The organism is Mesorhizobium sp. WSM4816, from assembly GCF_055811535.1.
The window spans coordinates 312389-332438 of sequence record NZ_JBVVQR010000003.1; the positions used below are offsets into that span (position 1 = coordinate 312389).

General features: G+C 63.5%; 25 protein-coding genes. 7 read left to right on the forward strand and 18 right to left on the reverse strand.

The genetic code is table 11. The features are described 5' to 3' along the window. Positions 1 to 183: 183 nt before the first annotated feature. The 6 genes from AC0L3H_RS05765 to gcvA form a co-directional block, all read right to left on the reverse strand. The gene (locus AC0L3H_RS05765; RefSeq protein ID WP_473584788.1) at positions 184 to 954 is read right to left on the reverse strand and encodes an L-iditol 2-dehydrogenase; all 771 of its coding nucleotides are present in this window, start codon (positions 952 to 954) and stop codon (positions 184 to 186) included. Beyond that, positions 951 to 1955, reverse strand: a complete 1005-nt coding sequence (locus AC0L3H_RS05770; protein WP_091596290.1) for an ABC transporter ATP-binding protein — start codon at positions 1953 to 1955, stop codon at positions 951 to 953. The genes AC0L3H_RS05765 and AC0L3H_RS05770 overlap by 4 nt, the downstream gene beginning before the upstream one ends. Positions 1956 to 2005: 50 nt before the next feature. Next, positions 2006 to 2830: a carbohydrate ABC transporter permease gene (locus AC0L3H_RS05775; RefSeq protein ID WP_287200723.1), complete on the reverse strand. Its 825-nt coding sequence runs from the start codon at positions 2828 to 2830 to the stop codon at positions 2006 to 2008. A gap of 11 nt (positions 2831 to 2841) precedes the next feature. Next, a complete protein-coding gene (locus AC0L3H_RS05780; RefSeq protein WP_473584789.1) occupies positions 2842 to 3714 on the reverse strand; it encodes a carbohydrate ABC transporter permease in 873 nt (290 codons plus the stop codon). Positions 3715 to 3837: 123 nt separating this feature from the next. Beyond that, the gene (locus tag AC0L3H_RS05785; protein ID WP_027152174.1) at positions 3838 to 5148 is read right to left on the reverse strand and encodes an ABC transporter substrate-binding protein; all 1311 of its coding nucleotides are present in this window, start codon (positions 5146 to 5148) and stop codon (positions 3838 to 3840) included. A 191-nt stretch (positions 5149 to 5339) separates the two neighbouring features. After that, positions 5340 to 6248: a transcriptional regulator GcvA gene (gene gcvA, locus AC0L3H_RS05790; RefSeq protein WP_473584790.1), complete on the reverse strand. Its 909-nt coding sequence runs from the start codon at positions 6246 to 6248 to the stop codon at positions 5340 to 5342. A gap of 213 nt (positions 6249 to 6461) precedes the next feature. On the opposite strand from gcvA, the gene AC0L3H_RS05795 reads away from it, so the two are divergent. After that, positions 6462 to 6647 (forward strand): hypothetical protein, encoded by a 186-nt coding sequence (locus AC0L3H_RS05795; RefSeq protein ID WP_027152175.1) that lies wholly within the window; start codon positions 6462 to 6464, stop codon positions 6645 to 6647. 21 nt (positions 6648 to 6668) lie between these two features. On the opposite strand, the gene AC0L3H_RS05800 is transcribed toward AC0L3H_RS05795, so the two are convergent. Further along, on the reverse strand, positions 6669 to 7625 hold the full coding sequence (locus AC0L3H_RS05800; RefSeq protein ID WP_023801517.1) for a sugar-binding transcriptional regulator: 957 nt from the start codon (positions 7623 to 7625) through the stop codon (positions 6669 to 6671). A gap of 238 nt (positions 7626 to 7863) precedes the next feature. Here AC0L3H_RS05800 and AC0L3H_RS05805 point away from each other — a divergent pair, with 238 nt between their 5' ends. After that, positions 7864 to 8496, forward strand: a complete 633-nt coding sequence (locus tag AC0L3H_RS05805; protein ID WP_473584791.1) for an HAD family hydrolase — start codon at positions 7864 to 7866, stop codon at positions 8494 to 8496. 347 nt (positions 8497 to 8843) lie between these two features. Here the strand turns inward: AC0L3H_RS05805 and AC0L3H_RS05810 are convergent, their stop codons facing one another. The 7 genes from AC0L3H_RS05810 to ureC form a co-directional block, all read right to left on the reverse strand. Continuing rightward, complete coding sequence (locus AC0L3H_RS05810; RefSeq protein WP_023801516.1) at positions 8844 to 9611, reverse strand: class II aldolase and adducin N-terminal domain-containing protein; 768 nt, start codon at positions 9609 to 9611, stop codon at positions 8844 to 8846. An 85-nt stretch (positions 9612 to 9696) separates the two neighbouring features. Further along, the gene (gene ureG, locus AC0L3H_RS05815; RefSeq protein ID WP_287221321.1) at positions 9697 to 10338 is read right to left on the reverse strand and encodes an urease accessory protein UreG; all 642 of its coding nucleotides are present in this window, start codon (positions 10336 to 10338) and stop codon (positions 9697 to 9699) included. Then, the gene (locus AC0L3H_RS05820; RefSeq protein ID WP_287139353.1) at positions 10335 to 10775 is read right to left on the reverse strand and encodes a DUF3995 domain-containing protein; all 441 of its coding nucleotides are present in this window, start codon (positions 10773 to 10775) and stop codon (positions 10335 to 10337) included. Before AC0L3H_RS05820 ends, ureG begins: the two co-directional genes overlap by 4 nt. Next, a complete protein-coding gene (locus tag AC0L3H_RS05825; protein WP_473584792.1) occupies positions 10772 to 11443 on the reverse strand; it encodes an urease accessory protein UreF in 672 nt (223 codons plus the stop codon). Before AC0L3H_RS05825 ends, AC0L3H_RS05820 begins: the two co-directional genes overlap by 4 nt. Then, positions 11436 to 12005: an urease accessory protein UreE gene (locus AC0L3H_RS05830; RefSeq protein WP_473584793.1), complete on the reverse strand. Its 570-nt coding sequence runs from the start codon at positions 12003 to 12005 to the stop codon at positions 11436 to 11438. The genes AC0L3H_RS05825 and AC0L3H_RS05830 overlap by 8 nt, the downstream gene beginning before the upstream one ends. A gap of 157 nt (positions 12006 to 12162) precedes the next feature. After that, positions 12163 to 12651, reverse strand: a complete 489-nt coding sequence (locus AC0L3H_RS05835; protein WP_473584794.1) for a DUF29 domain-containing protein — start codon at positions 12649 to 12651, stop codon at positions 12163 to 12165. Positions 12652 to 12756: 105 nt separating this feature from the next. Then, on the reverse strand, positions 12757 to 14469 hold the full coding sequence (gene ureC / locus AC0L3H_RS05840) for an urease subunit alpha (RefSeq protein ID WP_473584795.1): 1713 nt from the start codon (positions 14467 to 14469) through the stop codon (positions 12757 to 12759). A 179-nt stretch (positions 14470 to 14648) separates the two neighbouring features. Between ureC and AC0L3H_RS05845 the strand changes: the two genes are divergently transcribed. Beyond that, complete coding sequence (locus AC0L3H_RS05845; protein ID WP_023801509.1) at positions 14649 to 15032, forward strand: hypothetical protein; 384 nt, start codon at positions 14649 to 14651, stop codon at positions 15030 to 15032. A gap of 126 nt (positions 15033 to 15158) precedes the next feature. Continuing rightward, complete coding sequence (locus AC0L3H_RS05850) at positions 15159 to 15653, forward strand: hypothetical protein (protein WP_473584796.1); 495 nt, start codon at positions 15159 to 15161, stop codon at positions 15651 to 15653. An 89-nt stretch (positions 15654 to 15742) separates the two neighbouring features. Here AC0L3H_RS05850 and AC0L3H_RS05855 read toward each other — a convergent pair whose 3' ends face one another. Genes AC0L3H_RS05855 through AC0L3H_RS05870 form a run of 4 tightly spaced genes read right to left on the reverse strand, consistent with a single transcriptional unit; the run spans position 15743 to position 17559 of the window. Beyond that, positions 15743 to 16048: an urease subunit beta gene (locus tag AC0L3H_RS05855; protein ID WP_473584863.1), complete on the reverse strand. Its 306-nt coding sequence runs from the start codon at positions 16046 to 16048 to the stop codon at positions 15743 to 15745. Positions 16049 to 16085: 37 nt separating this feature from the next. Beyond that, positions 16086 to 16343: a DUF1272 domain-containing protein gene (locus AC0L3H_RS05860; RefSeq protein WP_473584797.1), complete on the reverse strand. Its 258-nt coding sequence runs from the start codon at positions 16341 to 16343 to the stop codon at positions 16086 to 16088. 33 nt (positions 16344 to 16376) lie between these two features. After that, positions 16377 to 16679: an urease subunit gamma gene (locus AC0L3H_RS05865; RefSeq protein WP_023801505.1), complete on the reverse strand. Its 303-nt coding sequence runs from the start codon at positions 16677 to 16679 to the stop codon at positions 16377 to 16379. Positions 16680 to 16722: 43 nt separating this feature from the next. Beyond that, positions 16723 to 17559: an urease accessory protein UreD gene (locus AC0L3H_RS05870; RefSeq protein WP_473530523.1), complete on the reverse strand. Its 837-nt coding sequence runs from the start codon at positions 17557 to 17559 to the stop codon at positions 16723 to 16725. A gap of 208 nt (positions 17560 to 17767) precedes the next feature. Here AC0L3H_RS05870 and AC0L3H_RS05875 point away from each other — a divergent pair, with 208 nt between their 5' ends. The 3 genes from AC0L3H_RS05875 (at position 17768) to AC0L3H_RS05885 (ending at position 20026) form a co-directional block, all read left to right on the forward strand. After that, on the forward strand, positions 17768 to 18022 hold the full coding sequence (locus AC0L3H_RS05875; protein ID WP_010912831.1) for an acyl carrier protein: 255 nt from the start codon (positions 17768 to 17770) through the stop codon (positions 18020 to 18022). A 4-nt stretch (positions 18023 to 18026) separates the two neighbouring features. Continuing rightward, positions 18027 to 19235: a beta-ketoacyl-[acyl-carrier-protein] synthase family protein gene (locus tag AC0L3H_RS05880; protein WP_473495050.1), complete on the forward strand. Its 1209-nt coding sequence runs from the start codon at positions 18027 to 18029 to the stop codon at positions 19233 to 19235. An 86-nt stretch (positions 19236 to 19321) separates the two neighbouring features. Further along, positions 19322 to 20026, forward strand: coding sequence for a glutathione S-transferase family protein (locus AC0L3H_RS05885; RefSeq protein ID WP_473584798.1), 705 nt, complete (start codon positions 19322 to 19324; stop codon positions 20024 to 20026). The last annotated feature ends 24 nt before the right edge of the window (positions 20027 to 20050 follow it).

The window sequence follows — 20050 nt, forward strand, 5'->3', positions numbered from 1 at the left end:
TTTAACAAACGCCTTCTCATTGCGGCGCCTGCGCCTGCCTGACCTTCTCCCCTTGTGGGAGAAGGTGGATCGGCGCGCAGCGCCGAGACGGTTGAGGGGTGCTGGACGAAGTGCTGCATCAGAACACCCCCCGTCCGCCCTCGTTTCACTCGGCACCTTCTCCCCCAAGGGGAGAAGGAAAGTTCAACTCATCCACTGGCCGCCATCGACATTGTAGGTCTGGGCGACGATGTATTCGGCGTCATCGCTGGCCAGGAACACCGCCATGCCGGTGAGGTCTTGCGCCGTGCCCATGCGGCCGTAAGGCACGGCTTCGCCGACCAGCCGCTTCTTCTCGCCCTTCGGCCGGTTTTCGTATTTGGCGAACAGGGCATCGACATGGTCCCAGTGCTCGCCGTCGACGACGCCGGGCGCGATGGCGTTGACGTTGATGCGGTGCTTGATCAGGTCGAGGCCGGCCGACTGGGTGAGTGAGATGACGGCTGCCTTGCTAGCGCAGTAGACGGCAACCAGCGCCTCGCCGCGGCGCCCGGCCTGGCTCGCCATGTTGATGATCTTGCCGCCTCGGCCAGCCGCGATCATCGAGCGGGCGGCTGCCTGCAGCATGAACAGCGTGCCGGCGACATTGACCGAAAACAGCCTGTCGTAGCTCGCCTTGCTGATCTCGACGATCGGCGCCAGGTCGAACAAAGCGGCGTTATTGACCAGGATGTCCAGTCCGCCGGCCCCTGTCTCGACCGCTTTGATCGCCGCCTCGATCGAAGCGAGATCGGTGACGTCCAGTTTCACGGCGTAAGCCTTGCCACCGATCTCCGAAGCGGCCTTTTCCGCGGCTTCGAGGTTGATGTCGCCGATGGCGACGGTGGCGCCCTCGCGAACATAGGCTTCGGCGAACGCCCGGCCGATGCCGCGCGCCGATCCGGTGATCAGCGCCGATTTACCCTCGAGCCTCATTGCAACATCGCCTTTCCGTCGGCGCCGAAGCGGTGCAGCTTGGTCTGGTCCGGCGTCAGATAGATCGTGTCGCCGTGATGGGCGGCCAGTTCGCCGTCGGCGCGCACTGTCAGCGGCCCGACACCGTCGGCCTGAACGTGCAGAAACGTGTCGGAGCCGAGATGCTCGGCAACACCGACCGTGGCTTTCCATTCGCCTGAAGTCGTCGAGATGTTCATATGCTCGGGACGGATGCCGACGGTCTTGGCGCCATGTTTGGCCGCCGGCGCGCCTTCGATCAGGTTCATCCTGGGCGAACCGATGAAGCCGGCGACGAACAGGTTCTTCGGCGTCTTGTAGAGCTCCATCGGCGAGCCGACCTGTTCGATGTTGCCGGCGTTGAGCACGACGATCTTGTCGGCCATGGTCATCGCCTCGACCTGGTCGTGGGTGACGTAGATCATCGTCGTCTTGAGCTGATGATGCAGCTCGCTGATCTCCAGCCGCATGGTGCCGCGCAGCGCCGCGTCGAGATTGGACAAAGGTTCGTCGAACAGGAAAGCCGATGGCTGGCGTACGATGGCGCGGCCGATGGCGACGCGCTGGCGCTGACCGCCGGAGAGCTGGCCAGGGCGGCGATCGAGATAGTTGGTGAGGTTCAGGATGCGCGCCGCGTCCTTCACCTTCCTGTCGATAGTCGCCTGGTCCTCGCCCGCCATCTTCAGCGGGAAGGCGATGTTCTTGGCCACCGTCATGTGCGGGTAGAGCGCATAGGACTGGAACACCATGGCCAGCTTGCGCTTGGCCGGCGCCTCGCCGGTGACGTCGCGGCCGTCGATGTTGATGGTACCGGCGGTGGTGTCCTCCAGCCCGGCGATCAGTCGCAGCAGCGTGGACTTGCCGCAGCCCGACGGGCCGACGAAGACGACGAACTCGCCGTTTTCGATAACCAGGTCGATGCCCGGAATGATGATCGTCGACCCGAACGACTTGGAGACGTGCTTGAGCGTGATGTTTCCCATGGTTTCCTCCCCGAGGGGTTATTGTCCGTCGTTCATCGCTTGCGGCGGTGTTACTTCACGGCGCCAAACGTCAGGCCGCGCACCAGCTGCTTCTGGCTGAACCAGCCCATGATCAGGATCGGCGCGATCGCCAGCGTCGAGGCCGCCGAAAGCTTGGCCCAGAACAGCCCTTGCGGGCTTGAGAAGGAACTGATGAAGGCGGTGAGCGGCGCGGCCTCGGTGGTGGTCAGCCGGATCGTCCAGAACGCCTCGTTCCACGCCAGGATGATGTTGAGCAGCATCGTCGAGGCGATGCCCGGCACCGCCATCGGCGTCAGCACATAGACGATCTCGTTCCAGAGCGATGCGCCGTCCATGCGCGCCGCTTCCAGGATCTCGCCGGGGATCTCGCGAAAATAGGTGTAGAGCATCCACACCACGATCGGCAGGTTGATCAGCATCAGCATGATCATCAGGCCGATGCGGCTGTCGAGCAATCCGGTATCGCGGAAGATCAGGTAGATCGGGAACAGCACGGCAACCGCCGGCATCATCTTGGTGGAAAGCATCCACATCAGGATGTCCTTGGTCCACTTGCCCGGCGAGAACGCCATCGACCAGGCCGCCGGTATGGCGACGAGCAAGGCCAGGATGGTCGAGCCGACCGACAGGAACACCGAGTTGAGGAAGAACTTGAAGTAGCCGCTCTGCGCCTCGACCGCGGTGTAGCTTTCCGTGGTTCCCGACGGAAACAGGTTGAAGCCCTGGATGGCCTCCTGCTCCGACTTGAACGAGGTGATGATCGTATAAAGGATCGGGAAGAAGATCAGCAGGGCGACGATCCAGGCGGCCGCGGTCGCGATCGTCTTGTGCTTGGTGCTGACTGCACGTGCCATCGTTTCCTCCCTTATTTGTCCAGGTTCTTGCCGACCGCGCGCATGGCGAAGAAGGCGACGATGTTGGCTAAAATGACGGCAATGATACCGCCGGCGGATGCCTGGCCGATTTTGAACTCCAGCAACGCCTTCTGGTAGACGAGGAAGGGCAGGTTGGTGGAGGCGTAACCCGGGCCGCCATTGGTGGTGACGAGAATCTCGGCATAGACCGACAGAAGGAAAATCGTCTGGATCAGGATGACGACGGTGATGGCGCGCGACATATGCGGCAGCGTCAGATAGATGAAGCGGCTGACAAAACCGGCGCCGTCCATCTCGGCGGCTTCCTTCTGCTCGCCGTCGAGTGACTGCAGGGACGTCAACAGGATCAATGTCGCAAACGGCAGCCATTGCCAGGCGACGATGATGATGATCGCCAGCATCGGGTATTGGCCAAACCAGTCGATCGGCTGCCCGCCGAAGAAACGCGCAATGTCGGCAAAGACGCCGTATTGCGGATGCATGATCATGTTCTTCCACACCAGCGCGGCGACCGGCGGCATGACGAAGAACGGCGAGATGACGAGGATGCGGACGATGCCCTGTCCCCACATCGGCTGATCGATCAGCAGCGCCAGCAGGATGCCGCCGATCACCGTAATCAGAAGTACGCTGCCAACCAGTATAAGCGTGTTGAGGATCGACTGCAGGAATGCCGGGTTGGAATAGAAAAGCGCGTAGTTCGAGAAGCCGACGAAGCCGTCGCGGATCGGGTTGAGCGGATTGTACTGCTGGAAGGAGAACCACAGGGTGAATGCCAGCGGAACGATCATCCAGACGAACAGCAGCACCACGGATGGCGCCATCATGAAGCGGGCAAGCGAACGGGTCTGCTGAGTAGCCATGACGGTCACCCTTCAAAGGTCAGCCAAATTTTTTCAGTGTTGTGAAGGTGGGCCGCCCGAACTGGGATTAGGGCGGCCCCAGCCGGTCAAGATGGGCAACCGGCGTTCGGCACCGGGAGGAGCCTACTGGATATAACCGCCCTCGGTCATCGTTGCGGTGGCGGCGTCCTGGGCCTGCTTCAGAGCGTCGTCGACGCTGGTCTGGCCGGCGAGTGCCGCCGAAAACAGCTGGCCGACGGTGGTGCCAAGGCCCTGGAACTCGGGGATGGCAACGAACTGGACACCGACATAGGGCACCGGCTTGACGGTCGGATGCGTCGGATCGGCGGCGTTGATCGAGTCCAGCGTCATCTTGGCGAACGGCGCCGCCTTCTGGTACTCGGGGTTGGCGTAGAGCGAGGTGCGTGTTCCCGGCGGAACATTGGCCCAGCCTTCCTTCGATGCGACGAGCTCGAGATAGGCCTTGCTGGTTGCCCAGGATACGAATTTTTGGGCGGCGTCAGCCTTTTGCGTGCCGGCGGGAATGGCCAGCGACCACGCCCACAGCCAGTTGCCGCGCTTGCCCAGGCCATTGTCGGGCGCCAGCGCATAACCGACCTTGTCGGCGACAGTTGAGTTCTTCGGGTCGGAGACGAAGGAGGCGGCGACGGTGGCGTCGATCCACATGCCGCACTTGCCCTGCTGGAACAGCGCCAGGTTTTCGTTGAAGCCGTTCGAAGATGCGCCCTCCGGGCCATTGGCCTTCATCAGGTCGACATAGAACTGCAGCGTGTTCTTCCACTCGGGTTGGTCGAACTGCGGCTTCCAGTTCTCATCGAACCAGCGTGCGCCGAAGGAGTTCGACATGGCGGTCAGGAAGGCCATGTTCTCGCCCCAGCCGGCCTTGCCGCGCAGGCAGACGCCGTTCACGCCATTGGCGCGATCGGTCATCTTCTCGGCGGCTTGCTTGACGAAGTCCCAGGTCGGCGCGTCGGGCATCGTCAGCCCGGCCTTCTCCATCAGGTCCTTGCGGTACATGACGAACGAGCTTTCGCCATAGAACGGTGCTGCATAAAGCGTGCCATCGACCGACAGGCCACCGGCAATGGCCGGGATGATGTCCTTGACGTCATAGTCGTCGCCGAGCTTGTCGAGCGGCAGCAGCCAGCTCTGCTTGGCCCAGATCGGAACTTCGTAAGTGCCGATGGTCATCACGTCGTACTGGCCGCCCTTGGTGGCGATGTCGGTGGTGACGCGCTCGCGCAGCACGTTCTCCTCGAGCGTGACCCACTGCAGCTGGATATCGGGGTTCTTGGCGGTGAAATCGTCGGTCAGCGTCTGCATGCGGACCATATCGCCATTGTTGACGGTGGCGATGGTGATGGATTCGGCATGCGCGGCGAACGCGAGGGTGCTGGCCGACAACAGACCCAGGGTGAGCGTGCGAAGTTTCATCAAAATTCCTCCCATGGACCAAGCTGAGCATTTGCTTTGGCTGTGGGCAATTACTCACCTCGCGTGATTTATGTCAAGCCGGATTCGTTGCTGCAGCGCAGCATCCGGCCGCGTGCGGGATCTTGCTCCGGAGGATTTGGGCGCGCAAAAATGACGGATGTCGGTGCCCGCTTGATCGGATGGATTATCGACTATCCGCCGGCAATCTCGGCCAGTATCCATTCGCGAAAAGCGCGGATCTTCGGCACGTTGCGCCGCGCCTGGGGATAGACCAGCCAATAGGCGTGGCCGTCGTCGCCGACCAAATCGAAAGGCTGGATCAGGCGGCCATCGGCAAGCTCGGCCTTGAAGAAAGCGGCCGTCACGATCGCCACGCCCTGCCCGGCGATCGCGGCGTTGGCCTCATAGGCCTGAGCACCCATGCTGGAGCCGGGGCGCTTGGCCAGTTCCTCGACCGGCAGGCCGGCGGCGATAAACCAGTCCCGCCACCAGATATCGCCGGGGTCGAGGATCGGCAGGCGCAACAGATCGGCCGGCTCCTTCACCCCGCCGATGCTTGCCGCGAGTTTCGGGCTCAGCATCGGCGTGAAGTCCGCATTGAAAAGCTTGTGCACCTCCACGCCCGGCCAGTTTCCGCCGCCCGAACGGATGGCGATGTCGATGTCCTCGCGGGCGAAGTCGACGAGGCGGTTCGATGTATCGAGACGCACCGCCAGCGACGGATGCGCGACCTGGAACGAACCGAGATGCTGCGCCAGCCAGTTCGAGGCAAAGGTCAGCAGCGTCGAGACACAAAGTACTCCGTCGGCGCCGCTGCGCGCCGCGGCATAGGCTCCACCCAACAAGGCGAACGCCTCGCTGACCGCAGGCGCCAGGCGTTGCCCCGCCTCGGTCAGCACGATCTGCCTTGGCCGGCGCAGGAACAAAGGCGCACCGACGCGCTCTTCCAGAAGCTTGATCTGATAGCTCGCCGCCGCCTGCGTCATGCCAAGCTCGCCGGCTGCCTTGGTGAAGGAAAGATGCCGCGCCACCGCCTCGAACACCCGGATCGCCTGAAGCGGAGGGAGCTGGGAGACCTGCCGTGACTTGAGTTCAGGCATAAGCCCTCCTTATGGGCCATGATCGACGTTTGATTGGCAGCAAGGGCCGAGCCAGCCGATATTTGAGGTCGACGATCACTCTCGTCTACAGCGCCGCGCGTCCTTTTGGACGCGCAAAGGACGCTGTAGCCCTTTTGATTTTGCGCATGATCCTTTCCGAAAATCGACATCGATTTTCGGGTCATGCGCCAGAGATAACGAAGGCTGATGATCATGACCATTGTACAGGAAAAGCTATTTCTGACGCCAGGCCAAGGCTGGTTTTTGCGGCTGGCGCGTGGATTGGCGCGGCACGGAGCCAGGAAACGGGCCTATCTCGACATCAGGGAATTGCCGCCGCATCTGCAGCGCGACATGGGTTTTCTCGACGGCAACGATCCTTATGGCCGGCGCAAATAGCCCTGCTTGATTTATCGCAAATCAGCTGGCCGCCAGCAAGGCGGCGGCGGTCCGCTCGTCGGTGATGAGGCCGTTGACCAGCCGCCGATTGACAGCCGCAAGGATGCCCGGCAGCTTCCGCTCGCCCATGGCGAGCGCGATCACCAGCGATTTTTCACGCGACGGCAACGATGCCGACGACACCCTGTCATTGGTGATGCCCTCGATCATGCGGCCTTCGCGATCGAACACCCAGCCGACGATCTCGGCGACGCCGCCGGCCTTTTGCAGCGCTTTCAATTCACTCTCCGAAATGAAGCCGTCCTCGTAAAGCGGCGCCTTGGGGCCGAGATCGCCGATGCCGACGAAGGTGACGTCGGCTTCCGCGGCAAGCGCCAGCGTCGGTTGGATCATCGGCTGGCTGAGCAGCATCTCGCGCTCCTGTGGCGAGGAGGCGATGACCGGCAGCGGCATCGGGAAGGAGCGAGCCTTGACCCTGTCGGCCATGGTGAAGATGACGTTGTAGAAGGCGGCCGAACCGTCGGGCGAGATGTTGCCGGTCAGCGACACCACCTTGTGCTGCGGGCATTCCATCGGCGGCAGCTGCTCGATTGCCGCCTTCAGCGTGCGGCCGGTGCCGATCGCCATGACGATCGGCGTCGGCGAGCGCAGCCGTTTCTCGATCTCGGCGGCCGCCGCCACGGCGACGCCGATGGTCGAGGAGGAAGCGGGATCGCTTGGAACCACCTCGACCAGATCGAGCGCGAAGCGCGATTTCAGCCGGGCCGCGAGGTCGAGGCAATTGGCGATCGGGTGGTCGACACGCACCTTGATCAGCCCTTCCGAGACCGCCAGCGACACCAGCCGCTGCGCCGTCTGCCGTGAGATGCCAAGCGTCGAGGCGATCTGGTCCTGCGTGTTGCCAGCGACATAATAGAGCCAGCCGGCGCGCGCCGCGTCGTCCAGCCTGTTGCTGCCGCTGTCCTGCCGGGAATTCAACTTGCTGCCTCCCTGCCCCCGAGCACCGAGCGGGAGCGCATTTAGTTCTACCGGGGAATGCGCTTGTAAGCAATTGCCTGTTGCCAGAGCAATTGCCTAGGTAAAGCTCCCGATGTGCCTGCGGTGTTTCGGGTGGGTGGTAATATCCAAGCAGATCCCACAATGTTGGTGCAGCCAGGCGCGGCAGTTTATCTCGCGAGGCAAACCCTTTAAGGGATTTCGGACAAAGGAGCCTCGCATGACGCCGAAAGCGGTTTTCTGGGACATGGACGGCACGCTGGTCGACAGCGAGCCGTTGCACGAGGCGGCGCTGATAGCGGCGCTGCACAGCGTCGGCATCGCGGCGCCGGCCAACCTGCATGAGCGGGTGCTCGGCATCGCCGCATGGCCGGTCTACGAGATGCTGCGCGACGATTTCGGCCTCGATCTGGCCTTCGACGACTGGATCGTGCGCAAATACGACCACTATCTGCCGATGGCCGAGACGCTGAAGCCGCGTCCTGGCGCCATCGAGATCTACAACGAGCTGCGTGCCCTTGGCGTGGCGCAAGCGGTGGTGTCCAATTCCGACCGGCTGGTCGTCGACGCCAATCTGCGCATGGTCTGTCTTTTCTATCCCGGCATGAAGACGATCAGCCGCAACGACGTGCGCGAAGGCAAGCCGCATGCCGAACCGTTTTTGCGCGCCGCATGGCTGGCCGGTGTCGATCCAGCCGATGCCATGGCCGTCGAGGACAGCGTGACCGGCGCCACGGCAGGGCTGGCGGCGGGGATCAGGACGATCTTCTGGCCGGAAGCGCCCATGGCAGGGCCGCCCGGCGCGATCCTCATCAACAGCGCCGCCGAACTGCGGGCTGAACTCGGGCTCTGAGCTTAGGAAGTGGAGTGGCCGCAACCTAGACGCGCATCCTGCGACGCCGATGATCGGCGAAACCGGCGATGGGAGCGTCCTTCTCCCCGTCACTATACCAGCGCTTTTGCAGGTGGAAGCCGAGGCTTTCGCTCTACGATGTACCCCCACCCGTAACCCCTCCCCACAGGGGGAGGGAGACTTTCGTTGGCGCTGACCTCGGCAACTTGCCTGCCTTCGGCGCCAAAGGGGAGAATAAATGCGCGCGGCAGCGTTCCCTCCCCCTTGTGGGGAGGGTTAGGGTGAGGGTCCACCTTCGCAAGAATCCAAATGCGATTGTGCTGGTCACTTTACGGGCAGGAAGGGGCTCAATTTCTGTAAACCGGCTCCTGCTCGTCGAGGATCGCCTTCAATTCGGACAGGTGCCGCTCGGCCTGACCGGGATAATCTTCCTGCTCCGCTGCTGCCTTCTCGGCGATTTCGTCCGACAGGATCCGCAGCGGACGGCCGGTCCACAGCGCCTTGATGTAGGTCTCGGCGGCGCGTTCGAAATAGAACATGCGGTTGAAGGTGTCGGCGACGGTATCGCCGATGACCAGCACGCCGTGGTTGCCCATGACCATCACCTTGACCTTCGGATCGGTGAGCAGCTGCGAGCAGCGTTCGCCCTCTTCCTCGAAGGCGAGCCCGCCATAATGGCCGTCGACGACGTGGCGGTTGAAGAAGATCGCCGCGTTCTGGTCGATCGGCGGCAACGTCGAGTCGGCGAGCGAAGCGAGCACCGTGGCGTGGATCGAGTGCACATGCATGACGCAGCGCGCATGACGGACATTGCGATGGATGGCGCCATGCAGCCCCCATGCCGTCGGGTCGGGCGCATCCGGGCCGGAGAGCGTATCGGGATCGTTGGCGTCGATCAGCAGCAGGTCGCTCGCCTTGATGCGCGAGAAATGCACCTGGTTGGGATTCATCAGGAATTGCGAGCCGTCATCGTTGACAGCCAGCGAGAAATGATTGGCCACCGCTTCATGCATGTTGAGCCGCGCCGTCCAGCGGAAGGCGCAGGCCAGATCGACGCGTTCCTCGTAAAAGGGCAGGTTGGTCAGCATTTCCTTCTGCAGGCGGGCGATGCTCATCGAAAACCTCCGTGAAAGAAGCAAGGATGCCGTGCGCCGCCGATGCGCGCAACCGGTTTCGTTTGGTGCAGGCGAGGGCTTTGGCTTACGCCGCAGTGCTTCTGGCGGCGTCGATGCGCAGCCCGCCATGCTCGACGACAAAATCGATCACCTGCTGCAGGCCCTTGCCGCGCGACAGATCGGTAAATCCGAACGGCCGCTTGCCGCGCATGCGGGCGGCATCACTCTCCATGACATCGAGATTGACGTTCACATAGGGGGCGAGATCGCTCTTGTTGATGACCAGGAAATCCGACCGGGTGATCGCCGGGCCGCCCTTGCGCGGGATTTCTTCGCCCTGGCAGACCGAGATGACGTAGAGCGTCAGATCGGCGAGGTCGGGGGAAAACGTGGCGGCGAGGTTGTCGCCGCCCGATTCGATGAAGACGATGTCGAGATCCGGGAATTTCCTGGTCATCTCGGCGATCGCCTGCAGATTGATCGAGGCATCCTCGCGGATGGCGGTGTGCGGGCAGCCGCCGGTCTCGACGCCGATGATGCGATCCTCGGGCAGCGCCTGAAGCCGGGCCAGCATCATGGCGTCTTCCTTGGTATAGATGTCATTGGTGACCACGGCAATGGAGAACTCGTCGCGCAGCGCCTTGCAGAGCTTTTCGGTGAGCGTCGTCTTGCCGGAGCCGACGGGACCGCCGATGCCGACGCGAAGGGGACCATTGGCTTGTGTCATCCAGGGAACTCCATGATGGCTAGCACTGCAAAGCCGAGCCCTACAACCAGGCAGAGCGGCGAATAATAGCTGACATCGAGCCGCGCGAAAGGCTGTTCGGGCGCCAGCCGGCGCCACCACGGCGTGAAGCCGGCAATGCCGCGCCCCAGGAAGACCAGCGCGATGAGCAGCGCTGTCGCGGCAAGCCCGGCCTTAGGAAAGGGCGTGGCAAACACGCCTTCGAGCGCCAGCGGCCACAGTGTCGCCAGGCCGAGGCAGGCGGCGACGGCGAAGCTGGCGAAGGGCGCCGGCATTTCGTCGACGCCGCGAAAGCCGACCACCGCGCGGGCGCAGGAGGCAGCGTCCCTGCCCGGCCAGATTCCGCCAATGCCCCAATAGACATGCAGGGTGGTGATCAGCAGCAGGACGAAGGAGAGCGCGAAGGCGAGGACGATCATGAGCGGAACAGCCGCGAATATTGCGTCTCGTGCTTCATCGCCATGACATCCGAGACGAAGGCGCAGCCGCCGAGATCGTCCAGCGTCGAGCCGGCAGCGCGGGCGGCAGTTTCCAACGCCAGCGGCTCGAAGCCGGCGAGCAGCGCCGTGGCGCCGGTCTGGCCGACGACGCCAAGCCGGATCGCGGCCTGGACGAGGTTGGAAAAGAAGCTGTGCAGGAAGGCCGACAGTGCATCGTGCAGGGCAATGGCGTTGCCACCGGCAGTTGCACCGACGGCGACGCAATAGGCGCACTCGGCCGGCAGACGGTCGAGCACCTGACACGGCCAGGCCGATGCCGCGTTCAGGAAGGCGGCGCCCTGCAGCATGGTCTCGCTGTGGCGCTCGCGCGAGCCGGCCAAGGCCTCGGCGAGGGCTGCGATTTCGGCGAGATCGCCGGCTTTGCCGGCGCGCCGCCAGCTTTCGGCAAACAGCACGGCATCGTTCCAGCCCGAGCCCATCTCGACCAGCGTCTCCAGCCATGCGGCGAGGTCTTTGCTGTCGGCGACCAGGCCGGCATGCACGGCTTGTTCGAGACCATGGCTGTAGGAAAAACCGCCGACCGGGAAGGCAGGCGACAGCCACGCCATCAGACGCAACAAAGCGACGTTGGAAGGCTGGTCAGTCATGGTCGTGCGAATGGCTGTGGGAATGCGATTCGCCATGGGTATGGGAATGCGCACCGCTGTGCGCATGCGCCTCGGCATGGGCATGACCGTGACTGTGCCCGGAATAGGCGCCGCGCAGCGGCTTGAACGGCTCGGAGACGTCGCTCACCGTGGCGCCCAGGCCTTCCAGCATCGCCTTGATAACGTGATCGCGCAGGATGAGGATGCGGTTAGCCTCGATGGCGGCCGCAAGATGGCGGTTGCCGATATGCCAGGCAAGCTCGGCCAGATGGACAGGGCCGCTGGCACGGATATCGTAGAGCGGTTCCTCGGCCGCGACGATCTCGATATGACGGCCATCCTCCAGCACCAGGCGGTCGCCATCGTTCAAGGCCACCGGTTCGGGCAGGTCGACCAGCACTCTATCGCTACGGGCCGTTTCGATGGCGCGGCGGCGCAGATGCCGCTCGTCATGGGCCAGCACCGCACGATCATACGGGGTGACCGCACCCGCTTCGCCGGCGCTCAGAACCGAGACGGCACGCGGGAATTTGGTGAAATCGGTGCGGATGTCGAGCTTCATGTAAAACTGCCTCTCCCAACAAGCGTAGCCTATCGCGTGCGTCGCCCCAATGGTGCTCAGACGATCGTGTCGAAGAGCCGCAGGATGAACGATATCTGGTAGACGAGGGCGGCGGCGACAAAGGCGATGTGAAAGCGACGGTCGCCGAAGAAGCCAGCTAATCCCGCAGGAAATCGCCGATCGAAAGTGGGTTGCCTGGCCAAAATCGTTCATCGAACGCCTGCTTGCATGTGAAGGGAGGTTCGCCTGGAAAGTGAGATTTCCTGAGACCCGTCTCCCTGACCGCGACAAGCAAAGCGTCTTTATATGCATCGTCGAAAATCTGAGCGGGATATCGGCGAAGACTCGGGCTGTCCTTGATGATGTTTCCGATCCAGATGCGCTGTTCGGAAATTGACGACTGCCGACTGTGACTTCGATGGCCGGGTTGGAATTCCCATTTCAGGAGATGTGCAAGCAGCACCTCCATCCGACTGCGAATCTCTCGTTTGTCACGTCTCCCCAAGCTCTCGATCTCCTCGGCAAGATTTTCGCGATCGAGGTCGGAGAAACGAGCTTCGCGCAACAATGCGCCTTGCTCGGCGCACCACTGGACGTAGTCCGCTTCGTAGGGAGTGAGGGCCCTGAGACGATCAATCCTGTTCATGAGGCCCATCATGCCGCAATTTCGAGACAATCGCAAAACGGCACGTCAGAGCTTGGACAACTGAGCACCGAATTTGACGCCCCGCCAACAGGGCGTTTGTAGGGATCAAAACAAAAAGTATCTCTGCGCCATCGGCAGCACGGTGGCCGGCTCACAGGTGAGCAATTCGCCGTCGGCGCGCACCTCGTAGGTTTCGGGATCGACCTCGACATGCGGGGTGGCGTCGTTGAGCACCATCGAATGCTTGCCGATGCCGCCGCGGGTGTTGTCGACGGCGACCATCTGCTTGTCGACGCCGAGCCGGCCGCGCAGGCCGGCATCGAGCGCCGCCCTGGAAACGAAGGTCACCGACGAATTGGTCATCGCCTTGCCATAGGCGCCGAACATCGGCCGGTAGTGCATCGGCTGCGGTGTCGGGATCGAGGCGTTGGGATCGCCCATCGGCGCGGCGGCGATCATGCCGCCGACCAGCACCATGTCCGGTTTAACGCCGAAGAAGGCCGGGTTCCACAGCACCAGGTCGGCGCGCTTGCCGACCGCCACCGAGCCGATCTCGTTCGACAGGCCGTGCGCGATGGCCGGGTTGATCGTGTATTTGGCGATGTAGCGGCGGACGCGGAAATTGTCGTTGTCGCCGGTCTCCTGCGGCAGCGAGCCGCGCTGGCGCTTCATCTTGTCGGCGGTCTGCCAGGTGCGGATCGCCACTTCGCCGACGCGCCCCATCGCCTGACTGTCCGACGAGATGATCGAGAAGGCGCCGATGTCGTGCAAAATGTCTTCGGCGGCGATGGTCTCCTTGCGGATGCGGCTTTCGGCAAAGGCGATGTCTTCGGGGATCGACGGCGACAGATGATGGCAGACCATCAGCATGTCGAGATGCTCGGCCAGCGTGTTGACGGTGTAGGGCCGGGTCGGATTGGTCGACGACGGGATGACATTGGGCAGGCCGCAAACCTTGATGATGTCGGGCGCATGGCCGCCGCCGGCGCCTTCGGTGTGGAAGGCGTGGATGGTGCGGCCCTTGATCGCCGCCACGGTGTTCTCGACAAAGCCGGATTCGTTGAGCGTGTCGGTGTGGATCATCACCTGCACGTCATAGTTGTCGGCGACCGACAGGCAGCAGTCGATTGCCGCCGGTGTCGTCCCCCAGTCCTCGTGCAACTTAAGCGAGCAGGCACCGCCCAGCACCATTTCTTCAAGCGCGGCCGGCAACGACGCGTTGCCCTTGCCCGACAGGCCGATGTTCATCGGGAAGGCGTCGAAGGACTGGATCATGCGCGCCAGATGCCACGGGCCGGGCGTGCAGGTCGTCGCCAGCGTGCCATGCGCCGGTCCGGTGCCGCCGCCGAGCATGGTGGTGATGCCTGACATCAGCGCTTCCTCGATCTGCTGCGGGCAGATGAAGTGGATATGCGCGTCGAAGCCGCCGGCGGTGAGGATCTTGCCCTCGCCGGCGATGATCTCGGTGCCGGGACCGATGATAATGGTGACGCCGTCTTGCAGGTCGGGATTGCCGGCCTTGCCGATCGCGGCAATGCGGCCGTCGCTCAGGCCGATATCGGCCTTGAAGATGCCGCCTGAGGCATCGACGACCAGCGCATTGGTGATGACGGTGTCGACCGCGCCTTGGGCGCGGGACACCTGGCTCTGGCCCATGCCGTCGCGGATGACCTTGCCGCCGCCGAATTTCACCTCTTCGCCATGCAGCGTAAAATCCTTCTCGACCTCGATGAACAGCTCGGTATCGGCAAGCCGCACCTTGTCGCCGACGGTCGGGCCGTACATCTGCGCATAGGCGGCGCGGGTGATTCTAGCCATCAGCAATTGCTCCCGAAATACGACCCAAGATACGGCCGGGGCGAAGCCCGGCCCCACATTGTCGCCATCCTATGGTCACGCAATGACCTGCTGGGCGACACCTTCCGATCCCATTTAACGTTTGAGGTGGCAGGGTCACCCCAAAACGACCGTTTGCCAATCGATGGAAAGGAAGTTTTATGCGCAAAACGATCTCTCTCGCAGCCGCCGCCACCCTGCTGCTCGCGACCGCCGCCAGCGCCCAGCAACAGCCTGCGCCGCAGCCTGCCGAGCCGCCGGCTTCGCCCGCTCCCGCAGCGCCCGGCGCTCAGCCGCAAGCGCCGGCGATCCAGACCGTCAACGTCGTCGACATCGAGGAACTGCCCAAGGAAACGCAGACCAAGGTCAACGAAGTGATCGCCAAGCGCGGCGAGGACGGCCTGCAGAAATTGCGCAGCTCGATCGACGCGACCCCCCAGGTCAAATCCGCGCTCGAAGCCAAGGGACTCACCTCGGCGCAAGTGATCGCCGCCAGCATGGACGCCAACGGCTCGCTGACCTTGATCACCAAGAAGGCGAGCTGACGACGCGCCGTGGCGGGCCGGCACGAGGCCGGCCTGCCGCATCGGGGAGGGAACCTTCGCAGGGCGGAATACGTTTCGACTTTTTGGCCTAGAAGCGAGCCTCGAAAGCGGCTCTGAGAGCGAGCGATGGCGATCACCACCTTCCCCGACAGCAGATGGCTGCATATGCTTGCCGCAACTGCGTTTCTTGCGGCGAGCGCTCCCCAGGCCGGGCTGAATGCGCAGGGTCTTGAAGGCCCTGAGACCCAGAACAAGATCATCGGCTCGGAGGTCGGCCAGGAAGAGACCAACACGGCTGTCGAGGCCGGCAAAGTCGCTACGGCGATCGACCGGACGCGTGAAAACATCGGCGCGGTGCGCAAGACATCCAAGCTCGACAAGGTCGATATCGTGTTCCTTACCGACGCCGCGCGCACGGAAGGCGGGCTGCCGCCGGCGATCGAAAGCAAGGTCGAGCAGCATCAGGACGACATTGCGGAACTGCGCGACGAGATCGAGGCGAACGCATTGCTGTTCAACGCCATCGACTCTCGACGCGTGCAGACCGAAGACGTTCTCGCCGTCGAATTCGACGATCCTGGCAAGGTCGTCATCTACGCGGCGGCCAAGCCGCCCAGCTGAGCCGAAACCGCTCGACGCTCTGGATCGCACAACGCGACCAGGGGATCTCACAGCGCGCCCAGGGGATCTCACAACGCGACCAGGGGATCTCACAATGCGCCCATGATCTTCTGCTGGAACCCGTAGACCTCGCGCTTGCCGCCGAGCGGCACCAGGGTGACGTCGCGCTCCTGACCGGGCTCGAAGCGCATTGCGGTGCCGGCGGCGATGTCGAGGCGCATGCCGCGCGCTCCGTCGCGATCGAATTTCAGCCCCTCATTGGTCTCGAAGAAATGATAGTGGCTGCCGACCTGGATCGGCCGGTCGCCGCTGTTGGCCACCTTCATGGTGATGGTCGGCTGGCCCTTGTTGAGTTCGATCTCGCCGCCTGCCGTGATGATTTCGCCCGGGATCATCGCCATCGATATGCCTTTCGCTGTCAGGATCGTGCCGTCACGCGGCGCGGCGCTCCGGGCCGCAGCCTTCGGCCTTGAGGACGCGCTTTGTCGAGGCGGGATATTTGTTCAGCATCGCAGCCGGCCTTATCGGGCGCGGCGCGAAATCACCGCCGCAGTTAGGGCAAAAGCCTCCCAGAACACGGTCCACGCACTCGGCGCAGAAGGTGCACTCGAAGGTGCAGATCAGCGCATCCGTCGCCTCAGGCGGCAGATCCTTGTCGCAGCATTCGCAGTTGGGGCGTAGCTCAAGCATTTTTTTCTCCTACCGGCCCCACCGTGTCGGCCATCATCTTATCGGTTCATGCACGGTCACCAGCTTGGTGCCGTCGGGAAACGTCGCCTCGACCTGGACGTCGTGGATCATCTCGGCGATGCCTTCCATCACCTGCGCGCGGGTGACGACGTGGGCGCCGGCCTCCATCAGCTCGGCGACCTGGCGGCCGTCGCGGGCGCCCTCGACGACGAAGTCGGTGATCAGCGCGATCGCCTCCGGGTGATTGAGCTTGACGCCGCGTTCGAGCCGCTTGCGCGCCACGATCGCCGCCATGGCGATGAGCAGCTTGTCCTTTTCCCTTGGCGTCAGATTCATGCGTTTTCCCAGGATGGCGTAGACAGGAGCGGTGTAATCGGAATCAGAGTGACCATAATTTGGGCAGACCGGCCAGTCCGTTGAGCAATTCGACGAGCGGAACCAGCCGCTTGCGGAGCTGGTAGCCGTCCTCGGCAAACAGCCTCGCAAGAAGCTTGCCAGATTTCTTCACGCTCCAGACGCTGGCGTCGCCCTGGCCGCCGATGATGTCCCGGGCCGGATCGAGCAAAGCCTCGACCCGCGGCGAGATCATCAGCACCGTCGCCATGGCAATGGCGCCGCCGGCCACGGCCGAACCGCCCAGAATCGCCGCAATGTCCGGCCCGATGCGGAAATCCTCGGCATGAACCAGCGCTCCGTCCTGGCTGACCCGCCAGCGGTCGTGGAAAGCGCCGTGCGCCGCGCGTTCGCCCATGGCGAGGCGGCCGAAGACGGTCGCCTCGAGCACCAGCGCCTCGGCACCGGCGGCAAGCTCCAGGTCAAGCCTGCGGGCGAAGGCCGACCGATCAAAGACGATGGTTTCCTGCGGCAGCCAGGCGATGCGGCCGCCGGCGCCGACCGTTAGCTTCACCCGCACCTCGGCACGGTCGGATGCGGCGCGGTAGACCTTCTCGCAGGCCTGGGTGGTTATGCTGGCGCAGGCGCCGGCGCCGACATCGACCTGCCAGCCAAGGCGGTCGCCGCCGGTCAGCCCGCCGGCGGTGTTGATCAGCACGGCTTCGAGCGGATCGGCCGAGACGGCCGGCATGCGGATCTTGGCGGATCCATCCTGATAAAGCCGCCGAAGACGCGTGCGGCCGCCATCCTTCTCACAGGCAAGCCGCGCCGTCCCGGCGACGCGCTGCGCCGGCGGCACAAAGGTCAGGTCCTGTCCGATCATATCCACGTCGCCAACTTAAGCACAGCGCCGGCTTTGTCGACATATAGCTTGTTGCTTGACAACGTTTCGGTTTCTATAGAGGAGCCGTCTTGGTACGGTCACACAACGCCTGGCCGGATAAAAGGCGACGGTGACGGTCTGAACCTGGGGAAAAACGGGCGCCGATCCGTTGGCGCCGGGAAACGACGAGGGTTGGGGAAGGAACCGAATGGCTGACCAGCTGGCAACGGACATCATCGAGAAGATCAAGGCTCATGCCGAGCCGGGTGGCGAAGAGATCACCACCAGCACCGAACTGACCTCGCTTGGCATCCATTCGCTGGAACTGACGGAGATCATCTTCGACCTCGAGGAACAGTATGGCATCGAGATCGAGATGAACACCGTCGACGCCTGGAGCAATCTGAAGAACGTCGGCGACATGGTCGAGGCGGTTCGCGCGCTGATCGCGAAAAAAGCCTGACCGAATGCACAAGCGCGTCGTCATTACCGGCATCGGCGGCCTGTGCGGGCTCGGCACCGACGTGCCGACGATCTGGGGCGAGATGCGCGCCGGCCGTTCGGCCATCGGCCCGATCGTCAATTCGGAGCTGCATGACCTGAAAATCAGGGTCGGCTGCGAAATCAGGACGCTTCCCGAGCACGGCATCGACCGCAAGCAGGCCGTGTCGATGGACCGTTTCAGCCTGTTGGCGACGATCGCCGCGCGCGAGGCCGCGCAACAAGCCGGGCTAAGCTTGCACGCGGCCAACACCTACCGGATGGGCTCCATCGTCGGCGTCGGCGTTTGCGGCTGGGAGGCGATCGAAGAGAGCTATCGCGCCATCCTGCTCGAGGGCAAGAACCGCACCGGCATCTTCACCGTGCCGAAAGTGATGCCGGGCGCCGCGGCCGGCCATGTCAGCATGAATCTCGGCCTACGCGGACCGGTCTTCGGCATCACCTCGGCCTGCTCCTCGTCCAACCACGCCATTGCCTCGGCGGTCGACCAGATCAGGCTTGGCCGCGCCGACGTCATGCTCGCCGGCGGCACCGATGCGCCGCTGGTCTGGGGCATCCTGAAAGGCTGGGAGGCGTTGCGGGTGCTGGCGCCCGACACCTGCCGGCCGTTTTCGGCCGATCGCCAGGGCCTGGTGCTCGGCGAAGGCGCCGGCATGGTCGTGCTGGAAACTTTTGAGCATGCCATGGCGCGCGGCGCCACGATCCTTGCCGAAATTGCCGGCGCCGGCCTTTCCGGCGATGCCTCCGACATCGTCGCGCCGACCATCGAAGGGCCGGAGGCGGCGATGCGCTTCTGCCTCGTCGATGCCAGGCTCAACCCGGAGGACATCGACTACGTCAATGCGCATGGCACCGGCACCAAGGCCAACGACCAGATCGAGACGGCGGCGATCAAGCGCGTTTTTGGCGATCATGCCCAAAAACTTTCGATCTCCTCGACCAAATCGATGCATGCCCACTGCCTCGGCGCGTCGGGCGCGCTGGAGCTGATCGCCTGCGTGATGGCGATCCGCGAAGGCATCGTGCCGCCGACAGCCAATTTTCGCGAAACCGACGCCGATTGCGATCTCGACATCACGCCGAATGTGGCGCGCGAGCGCAAGGTGCGCGCGGCGATCAGCAACGGTTTTGCGTTCGGCGGCACCAATGCGGTGCTGGCGTTCAAGGCGGTCTGACCGCAGCCGGTTCCCAGCTACGGCGAGACGCGTCTTGCCACGCGCCACGACGGCGCGCTTGCGCGAAAAAAATCCCAGGAGTTTCGATGACCGACCTGTCCGCCTTTCCGATCGCCACGCGCTGGCCGGCCAGCCATCCCGACCGCATCCAGCTCTATTCGTTCCCGACGCCGAACGGGGTAAAAGTGTCGATCGCGCTGGAGGAACTCGGCCTGCCCTACGAGGCGCATGCGGTGAACATCGGCAAGGACGAGAGCTGGACGCCGGAATTCCTGTCGCTGAACCCGAACGGCAAGATCCCGGCGATGATCGATCCGGACGGCCCGGGCGGCAAGCCGATCGGGCTGTTCGAATCCGGCGCCATCCTGCTCTACCTCACCGACAAGACCGGCAGGCTGATCCCGGCCGACCCGGCGCGACGTTACGAAACGATCCAGTGGGTGTTCTTCCAGATGGCCTCGATCGGGCCGATGTTCGGGCAGGTCGGCTTCTTCCACAAATTCGCCGGACGCGAGATCGCCGACAAGCGCCCGCTGGCGCGCTATCGCGACGAATCGCGGCGGCTGATCGGTGTGCTCGAGACGAGGCTGAAGGGCCGCAGCTGGATCATGGACGACGATTACACCATCGCCGACATCTCGATGCTGGGCTGGGTACGCAATCTGATCGGTTTTTACGAGGCAAGGGAACTTGTCGGCTTCGACGATTTTTCCCATGTCGCGGCATGGCTGGAGCGCGGCCTTGCCCGGCCGGCGGTGCAAAGGGGTCTCAGCATCCCCGCTCGCGGCTAGCTCATCGGTCGCAGGCGCCGGGAA